Origin of the sequence: Mesorhizobium sp. M7A.F.Ca.MR.362.00.0.0, from assembly GCF_004023175.1 — a bacterium.
Classification (GTDB): Bacteria; Pseudomonadota; Alphaproteobacteria; order Rhizobiales; family Rhizobiaceae; genus Mesorhizobium.
This window is the reverse complement of the sequence record NZ_RZTF01000058.1, coordinates 7,833-16,552: the sequence shown is the minus strand read 5'-3', so window position 1 is coordinate 16,552 and position 8,720 is coordinate 7,833. Positions and strand designations below refer to the sequence as shown.

General features: G+C 63.4%; 5 protein-coding genes. 1 reads left to right on the top strand and 4 read right to left on the bottom strand.

Translation table 11 applies throughout. From position 1 onward, the window contains the following. The 4 genes from trpS to EOC06_RS10740 form a co-directional block, all read right to left on the bottom strand. On the bottom strand, positions 1-611 hold a 611-nt coding region (gene trpS / locus EOC06_RS42230; protein WP_245469481.1), incomplete at its 3' end, for a tryptophan--tRNA ligase. A gap of 172 nt (positions 612-783) precedes the next feature. Beyond that, positions 784-2,391 carry a murein biosynthesis integral membrane protein MurJ gene (murJ, locus tag EOC06_RS10750; protein WP_128307712.1) on the bottom strand — a complete coding sequence of 536 codons (1,608 nt, stop codon included), beginning with the start codon at positions 2,389-2,391 and terminating at the stop codon, positions 784-786. Between the two features lie 46 nt (positions 2,392-2,437). Then, positions 2,438-5,239, bottom strand: a complete 2,802-nt coding sequence (locus EOC06_RS10745; RefSeq protein WP_128307711.1) for a [protein-PII] uridylyltransferase — start codon at positions 5,237-5,239, stop codon at positions 2,438-2,440. A 79-nt stretch (positions 5,240-5,318) separates the two neighbouring features. Further along, positions 5,319-6,137, bottom strand: coding sequence for a glycosyltransferase family 25 protein (locus EOC06_RS10740; protein WP_128307718.1), 819 nt, complete (start codon positions 6,135-6,137; stop codon positions 5,319-5,321). A gap of 185 nt (positions 6,138-6,322) precedes the next feature. Here EOC06_RS10740 and EOC06_RS10735 point away from each other — a divergent pair. Then, positions 6,323-8,720 (top strand): heavy metal translocating P-type ATPase (locus tag EOC06_RS10735; protein WP_245469480.1); only part of this gene is annotated, 2,398 nt, incomplete at its 3' end.

Genomic DNA, 8,720 nt, shown 5'->3' with positions numbered 1-8,720 from the left:
GGCCCGCCGATGACCGGCTCGGTCAGCGGGAAATAGCCGTTGACGGTCTCTTCGCCGACCTGCATCTCGACGCCGACGCCAAGGGCCGCGATGCGGTCGGAGAAGTCGTTGTTGAATTTCTGTGCGATGTCGCGGGTGAGTTCCAGATGCTGCTTCTGGTCCTCGCCCACCGGCACGTGGGTGGCACGGTAGAGCAGGATGTCGGCAGCCATCAGCGAAGGATAGGCAAGCAGGCCGAGCGAGGCGTTCTCGCGATCCTTGCCGGCCTTGTCCTTGAACTGCGTCATACGGTTCATCCAGCCGATGCGCGCCACGCAATTGAAGATCCAGGCGAGCTCGGCGTGCTGCATGACCCGCGACTGGTTGAAGACGATGTGCTTCTTCGGGTCGATGCCCGAGGCCAGGAACGCAGCGGTGATCGACCGCGTCTGATCGGCTAGGTCTTCATAAACGAGTTGGGCTGTCAGCGAATGCAGGTCGACGACGCAATAGATGCAATCGGAGGTGTCCTGCAGGGCAACGAATTTCTTGATGGCGCCGAGATAGTTGCCGAGGTGCAGATTGCCGGTCGGCTGGACACCGGAAAAGACGAGTGGCTTGAAGGCGGTCATGATTGTCCTCATGGCTTGTGGAGGGCCGTATAAGCGTGATTCCGAAAAGTTGCAGACTTTTCGGAGCCAATCGCGCGGCTGGAAACCGCGCGCGGCGAAAGTCTTGCGACGGCGCGCTTATGGACGAAGACGGCGCTGCGATCAAGACGGCGCTGCGGGCGTGTCGGGCGCTCTACTCGTCCGGGTCGGTCTTTGCGACCGGTGGCGCCGACTTGCCCGATCCCCGCTTGACGTTGCGTCGGATCATGCCGAAATCGGCGCCGCCGGTGGCAAACGCGGTGATGAAGTAGAGCAGTGCTCCGCCGGCAACCAGCGACAGCAGCGTCGTCGCCTTGACCACCAGCGGCGAGCCCGGCCCGAGCCTGACGGCGAACCAGTGCTCGGCAAAATAGAGCGCCGCTCCCATCACGATCGCCGACAGCACCAGCCGCGGAATGCGTTTCATCAGCGGCACGTCGCGCCCCCAATGGCCGCGCCGAATCAAGACGCCGAGCAGCATCAGCGCGTTGACCCAGCCGGCGACGGCCGAGGCCACCGCAATGCCGGGCGCCCCCATCCGTGGAAACAGCGTCAGTGCCGTGGTGACGTTGACCGCCACCGAGATGGCGGCAAAGATCATCGGCGTTCGCGTATCCTCGCGGGCAAAGTAACCTGGCGTGAACGCCTTGATCAGCACGAAGGCCGGCAGGCCGAGGCCGAAGATGGCCAGGATAGCCGCCACTGTCGGCGTCGAGCCGTTGGCGGCAAATGCGCCCCGCTCATAGACCAGCCGCACGATCGGCTCCGACATCACCCAGAGTGCGGCTGCTGCCGGCAGCGTCAGGAACAGCGTGAATTCCACCGAGCGGTTCTGCAGATTGGCCGCCTCGATCAGATTACCCGACTTCAGCGCCCGCGACAGTTCGGGCAACAGCACGATTGCGACCGCGACGCCGACCACGCCGAGCGGCAGCTGGTAGATGCGGTCGGCATAGGCGAGCGAGGACACTGCGCTGTTCTGCGCCGAGGCGATTGCTGTGCCGATCAGTTGGTTGATCTGGGTGATGCCGCCGGTGATCGCCGCCGGCAGCGCCAGGATCAGCAGCCGCTTGACCGCGGGCGTCATTTTCGGCCGGCGGAAGCCGATCGAGATGCCGGCGTGGCGCACCGCCACCCAGACGATCGCCAGTTGCACCAGTCCGGCGGCAAGCACGCCCCAGGACAGCCCGTAGCCGACGGTGAGGGCATCCGAGCCCTTATACCAGGCATAGGCGAGCACGCCGATCAGGATGATGTTGAGGAACACCGGTGCCACCGCGGCGGCGAAATAGCGGCGCAGCGAATTCAGCATGCCCGCCATCATCGCGCCCAGCGACATGCAGATCAGATAGGGAAACATGATCGTCGCCAGCGTCACCGTGGTGTCGAACTTCCCCGGCGTGCCGGCAAAACCCGGCGCCACCAGATAGCGCACGATCAGCGGCATCGACAGTTCCATGATGATCGTCAGCGCCAGCAGCGCCGTGAACAGCACGCCGAACACTTCCTCAGAAAAGCGCTTGGCGCCTTCGGTACCGTGGGTCTCGATCTCCTTGGCGAACAGCGGCACGAAGGCGGCGTTGAAGGCGCCTTCGGCAAACAGCCGGCGAAAGGTGTTGGGAAACTGGAAAGCGGCGTTGAAGGCATCGGCGACCGGTCCGGTACCGAGTGCGGCGGCCATCAGCATCTCGCGGCCGAAACCGAGCGCGCGGCTCATCAGCGTGCCGGAAGCGACCGTTGCGAATTTCTTGACGAGGCTCATGCTTTTGGGAACTGCCTGCGAAATTGGGACAAAGTGATGGTCGTTGTCACTCGGCCGCCGCCCTGGACTTGCCGCCGCGTTCGGGCACGATGCCTTCGAGCGTTGCCATCAGCCGATTGCGGATGGTGGCGATGCGGGCCGGGCTATCTATCTTCTGGCCAGTGAGATCGGTGACATAGAAAGTGTCGATGACCTTTTCGCCGAAGGTGGTGATGTGGGCCGATGCGATGTCGAGCGACAGGTCGGAAAGCGTTCCGGTGATCTCCGACAGCAGTCCCGGCCGGTCGAGGCCCTCGACCTCGATGACTGAAAAACGGTTCGACAGCGTGTTGCGGATTTCGGCGCGCGGCGGGATCTTGAACACCTTGGAGCCGCGCCGCGGCTTGGTGCGCTTCTCGATCATTTCCGGCAGCCAGCTCTTGCCCGACAGCACGTCCTCGATCAGCCGGCCGACACGCTCGGCACGCCGGCGCTCGTCCTCGTCGCGATCGAATTCTCTGCTGATCAGGATCGTGTCGAGGGCGCGGCCATCCGACGTCGTGAAGATCTGCGCGTCGACAATGTTGCCGCCGGCTCCGGCGCAAGCCCCGGCGATGACCGAGAGCAGACGGGGGTGGTCCTGCGCCAGCACGGTGATTTCGGTCACCGCCTCGAACTGGTGGGTCTTGACCATGGTGGCAAGCTTGTTGCCTGACACGTCGGCTTCGCGGATGAACTCGGCATGGCGCAACTGGTCTGCGAGATCGACGGTCAAAAGGTAATTCTCGTAGTGTTGGCCGACATAGCGCTTGCGGGCCTTGTCCGGCCAGTCGGCAAGCGCCTCGGCCAGAAGCTCGCGCGCCGCCGCCGTGCGCTGGGCGCGCGACACTTCCGAAAACCCGCCGGTCAGCAGCAATTCGGTCTCGTAGTAGAGCGTGCGCAGCAGCTGGCCCTTCCAGCCGTTCCAGACACCGGGTCCGACGCCCCTGATGTCGCAGACGGTGAGGATCAAAAGCAGCTTCAGCCGCTCGACCGACTGCACGATCGCGGCAAAATCCTCGATGGTCTTGCGGTCGTTGAGGTCGCGGGTCTGCGCCGTCATCGACATCACGAGGTGGTTCTCGACCAGCCAGGCCACGGTTTCGGTATCGGCCGGCGACAGCCCCATATGCGGGCAGATGCGACGGGCGATCCTGGCCCCGGCCTCGGAATGGTCCTCCGGCCTGCCCTTGGCGATGTCGTGCAGCAGTACGGCGACATAGAGCGCCTCGCGGCTCTTCTTCAGGCCCGGCATCAGCGTGTGCGACAGGGGGTGGACCTTTTCGCCGTCGCCGCGCTCGATCTCGGCCAGCACGCCGATGCAGCGGATCAGATGCTCGTCCACCGTGTAGTGGTGGTACATCGAGAACTGCATCATGGCGACGATCTTGCCGAAATCCGGGATCAGCCTGCCGAGCAGTCCGGCTTCGTTCATGCGACGCAGATTGAGTTCGGCATTGCGATCCGAGGTCAATATGTCGAGGAACAGCCGGTTGGCCTCCTCGTCGCGCCGCAGCGACTTGTTGACCAGGCCGAGCGAACGGGTCAGCAGCTTCAGCGCGTCAGGGTGGAATTCCAGACCGTGCTTGTCGGCGAACCAGAACAGCCTGAGCAGATTGACCGGATCGCGCTCGAACACCTGGTCGTCGGCGATGTTGATGCGGTGGTTGTCGACAATGAAGTCGGAAGTACCGGCCAGCTTGCGCTTGCGCCTGGAGAAAGTCAGGAAGATGCGGTTGAAGCCAGGTACGTGCTTGGCCTGCTCCTCCTCGAGCGCGGCGCAGAAGATGCGGGTCAGGTCGCCGACGTCCTTGGCAACGAGAAAGTAGTGCTTCATGAAGCGCTCGACCGCCGACAGGCCGGGGTGTGTGGTGTAGCCGAGCCGTTCGGCGATCTCGCGCTGGATGTCGAAATGCAACCGCTCTTCGGCCTTGCCGGTGAGGAAATGCATGTGGCAGCGTACCGCCCACAGGAAATCCTCGGCCTTCTGGAACTCGCGGTATTCGCCCTCGGTGAAGACGCCCTTGTCGACCAGTTCCTCACCGGTGCGCACCCGATAGAAATATTTGCCGATCCAAAACAGCGTCTGCAGGTCGCGCAGGCCGCCCTTGCCGTCCTTGACGTTGGGCTCGACCAGATAGCGGCTTTCGCCGGCCTTGGCATGGCGGTCATCGCGTTCGGCAAGCTTGGCCTGGACATATTCGGGGCCGGTCGTGCGCACCACCTCATGGTCGAACCGCAGCATCAGTTCATCATAGAGCTTTTCCTCGCCCCACAGGAAACGTGCTTCGAGGATCGAGGTGCGAATGGTGACATCGGTGCGCGACAGGCGCAGGCATTCGTCGATGTTACGGGTGGCGTGGCCGACCTTCAGCCCCAGGTCCCACAGCATGTAGAGCATGTATTCGACTGTCTGTTCGCCCCACGGCGTCTGCTTGTAGGGCAGCAGGAACAGAAGGTCGATGTCGGATCCGGGCGCCAGCGTTCCACGGCCGTAGCCGCCGACAGCGACAACGGCCATGCGCTCCGCCGAAGACGGGTTCTTGACCCGGTAGACATGGGTGACGGCGAAATCGTAAAGCGCCCGGATGATCTCGTCCATGAGGTGCGACAGCCGCGCCGCGCAGGCGCTGCCGCCGCCATCGTCCATCAGCATGCGTTCGGCAATGGCGCGCCCTTCCGCCAGTCGTCCCTTGAGCAGTTGGAGCACGCCATTGCGCGCGACCTGCCCAGAGCCGTCGCCCGCCGTGGCCGCGGTCAGCGCGGTCATCTCGCGGCGCAAGGCTTCGCCGTCGATCAATTCGTCGAGCTTCAGGGAGATTCTTGCCATATACCCAGCCGGCCTTGCCGTTTCGGCGGCGTCTATAGCGCGTTTTCGCGGCGCTGGGTATGGGGCGTTGAAAGCCGGTTCAAGACCCGGCTGAGCTCTGGCTCGGATAGATAAATGGAATGACCATTCTCCGCTTCAGTCGACAGAAATCGGCAATGCGCTTGCCTATTCGCCGAGCCTCGGCTTTTACCTTCGCTATGGCTGTCTTTCTGCGTCTCCCGGTCCCGGCGGCGCACTGGATATCGCGCTTTTCCCTGAGCAGGCTTGGCAATTGGAGCGCCCTGTCGCCAAGGAACTGATCTTGTGCGCAGAGCGCAGGAACAAGCTGATAGATCGTCTCGTCTCGCAAAACCGAAAACTCGGGGTTGAAGACAAGGTCGTCGACAGCGATGCCGATCTCCTCTGTGGCCTTGATCAGGTCGAGCGCGGTTTGCCTGGAGATGATGTAGCCGGCGGTTCCTATATGTCCGGCGTCGAGTTTGGATGTGGAAAAGCCGTGACCGATGGCAATGCGCTTGCGTCGGATCACGGTCTTGCAAAAATAGCTTTCGAGCTTGACGACTTCGGCATCGGCTGGAATCCAGTCGCTGTCGCGAAGCAATGCGCCGGCTTTCGCGGCAAAGACGATGTCGTCCTCGAAGATTGCCCCGTAGCGAGCGTCGCCTTGCGCGATGGCGGCCCAGCAGGCCCGGTGACTGAGCAGGCAGGCGATCTCGCCGTCAGTCAATGGCAGCCTGTTCCGATATCCGACATTTTGCGGCAGCTGGTCCAGGTCCGGCCGATCCCGTGCGTCGATGGCCTGAACGCGTTCGAATGGGACGTCGATGCGGGCAAACTCCGCCGTCACACGGGCAAGGCGATCGGGAGACCGATCGAGATTGATGACCAGACGCTTCATTGCCAAAGAAAATCTCACCCCGGGACGCTCGCTCTCTAGCAGGCGTGGTGTTGCCGCGTGAGACTTTTTTTGGGGTGGATGGACGCGCGGTGGACCGGAGAAGAAAAGTCGAAACAGCCCTTGACCTTCCAGTTACTGGAAGCCCTATCTCCACGTCACACACCGATCCATCGAGGCATTTTCGAATGACGCATTCCGATCACGATCATCACGCGCATGGTAGCTGCTGCTCGACAAAAGGCGCGGTGCCCACCACGAAGAGCGTCGTCCGCGACCCGGTCTGCGGCATGACTGTCGATCCGGTCGCCGGCAAGGCGACGACCGAGCATAATGGCCATCCCTATCATTTCTGCAGCCAGGGCTGCCGCGCGAAATTCGTCGCCGAGCCGGAAAAATTCCTGACGGCCACCGATCCGGTCTGCGGTATGAGCGTCGACCGCGCGACAGCCAGGCACTTTGCCCGCCACGAAGGCCAGGGCTTTTACTTCTGCTCGGCCGCCTGCCAGGCGAAATTCGAGGCGGAGCCGCAAAAATATCTCGGCGACAGGCCGGCACCGCAGCCGATGCCCAAAGGCACGCAATACACCTGCCCGATGCATCCCGAAATCATCCGCGACAAGCCAGGATCCTGCCCGATCTGTGGCATGGCGCTGGAGCCGATGGGCGTACCAACGGGCGATGAAGGGCCAAATCCCGAGCTGGTCGATTTCACCAGGCGGTTCTGGGTGAGCGCTGCCTTGTCGGTCCCCCTTCTGATCATCGCCATGGCACCCATGATCGGCCTGACGTTTGAAGGTCTGGTCGAGGACCGGGCAAAAGTCTGGATCGAACTGGTCCTGGCAAGTCCGGTGGTGCTTTGGGCCGCCTTCCCCTTCTTCCACCGCGGCTGGGACTCGCTCGTCAACCGCAGCCCCAACATGTGGACGCTGATCTCGCTCGGCGTTGGTGCTGCCTATCTCTACAGCGTCGTCGCCACACTGTTTCCGGATATCTTTCCGCATCAGTTCCGCGGCCATGGCGGTGCGGTACCGGTCTATTTCGAGGCTGCTGCCGTCATCGTTGCGCTGGTCTTCCTTGGCCAGGTGCTGGAGCTCCGCGCCCGTGAAAAGACCGGCTCGGCAATCCGCGCCTTGCTTGATCTCGCGCCGAAGACCGCGCGGCTGATCGCCGCCGACGGTTCCGAAAGCGATGTGCCGCTCGATGCCGTCAAAGCCGGCGATCGCCTGCGCATACGCCCCGGTGACGCCGTGCCGGTCGATGGCACGGTGCTGGAAGGGCGATCCTCGATCGACGAATCGATGATCACGGGCGAGCCGTTGCCGGTCGAGAAGGTCGAGGGCGATGCGCTGACCGGCGGCACGCTCAACAAGAATGGTGCGCTGATCATGCGCGCTGAGAAGGTCGGCGCCGAGACGACGCTGGCGCGCATCGTCGATCTCGTCGCCAAGGCGCAGCGCTCGCGCGCCCCGATTCAAGGGTTGGCCGATCGCGTTTCTTTCTACTTTGTCCCGGCCGTCGTCCTTGTCGCGATTGTCGCTTTCATCGCCTGGGCCGTGTTTGGACCCGAGCCCAGCCTGATCTTTGCCATCGTCTCGGCGGTGTCGGTGCTGATCATCGCTTGCCCCTGTGCGCTCGGCCTCGCCACGCCGATGTCGATCATGACCGCAACCGGGCGCGGAGCGCATGCCGGCGTGCTGATCAAGGAGGCCGCAGCACTCGAACGCTTCGCTTCCGTCGACACGCTGATCGTCGACAAGACGGGGACGCTGACCGAAGGCCGGCCGAAGCTGACCGATGTCGTTGCGGCAAACGGTTTTTCCGAGGAGGAATTGCTGGCGCTTGCCGCCGGTCTGGAGAAGGGGTCGGAGCATCCTCTGGCTGAAGCCATCGTCGACGGCGCTGCTACGCGCGGCGTGACCGTTGCCGAGGCCAGCGCCTTCGAGGCGGTCACCGGCAAGGGCGTGTCCGGTTCGGTCTCGGGAAAGACGGTCGCGCTCGGCAATGCCGCGATGATGGCGGACCTTGGCGTCGACATCGCAGCCATCTCTGCCAAGGCCGAGGCGTTGCAACTCGAAGGCAAGACGGCGATGTTCGTCGCTGTCGACAAGAAGCTGGCCGGCATCGTCGCCGTCGCCGACCCTATCAAGGCAACGACGGCCGAGGCGATCAAGGCGCTGCATGAAAGCGGCTTGCGCATCATCATGGCGACCGGCGACAATGAACGCACGGCCAACGCGATCGCCAGAAGCCTCGGCATCGACGAGGTCCGCGCCGCCCTGCTGCCGGAACAGAAGGCAGCCCTTGTCGAGGAACTGCGCGCAAAAGGCGCCGGTGTTGCCATGGCCGGCGACGGCGTCAACGACGCACCGGCCCTTGCCGCCGCCGATGTCGGCATCGCCATGGGCACTGGCGCCGATGTCGCTGTCGAAAGCGCCGGTATCACTCTGGTCAAGGGCGACCTCAACGGTATCGTGCGCGCCCGCACGCTGGCGCAGGCGACGATCCGCAACATCCGCCAGAACCTGTTCTTTGCCTTCCTCTACAATGTGCTTGGCGTGCCGGTCGCCGCCGGCGTGCTCTATC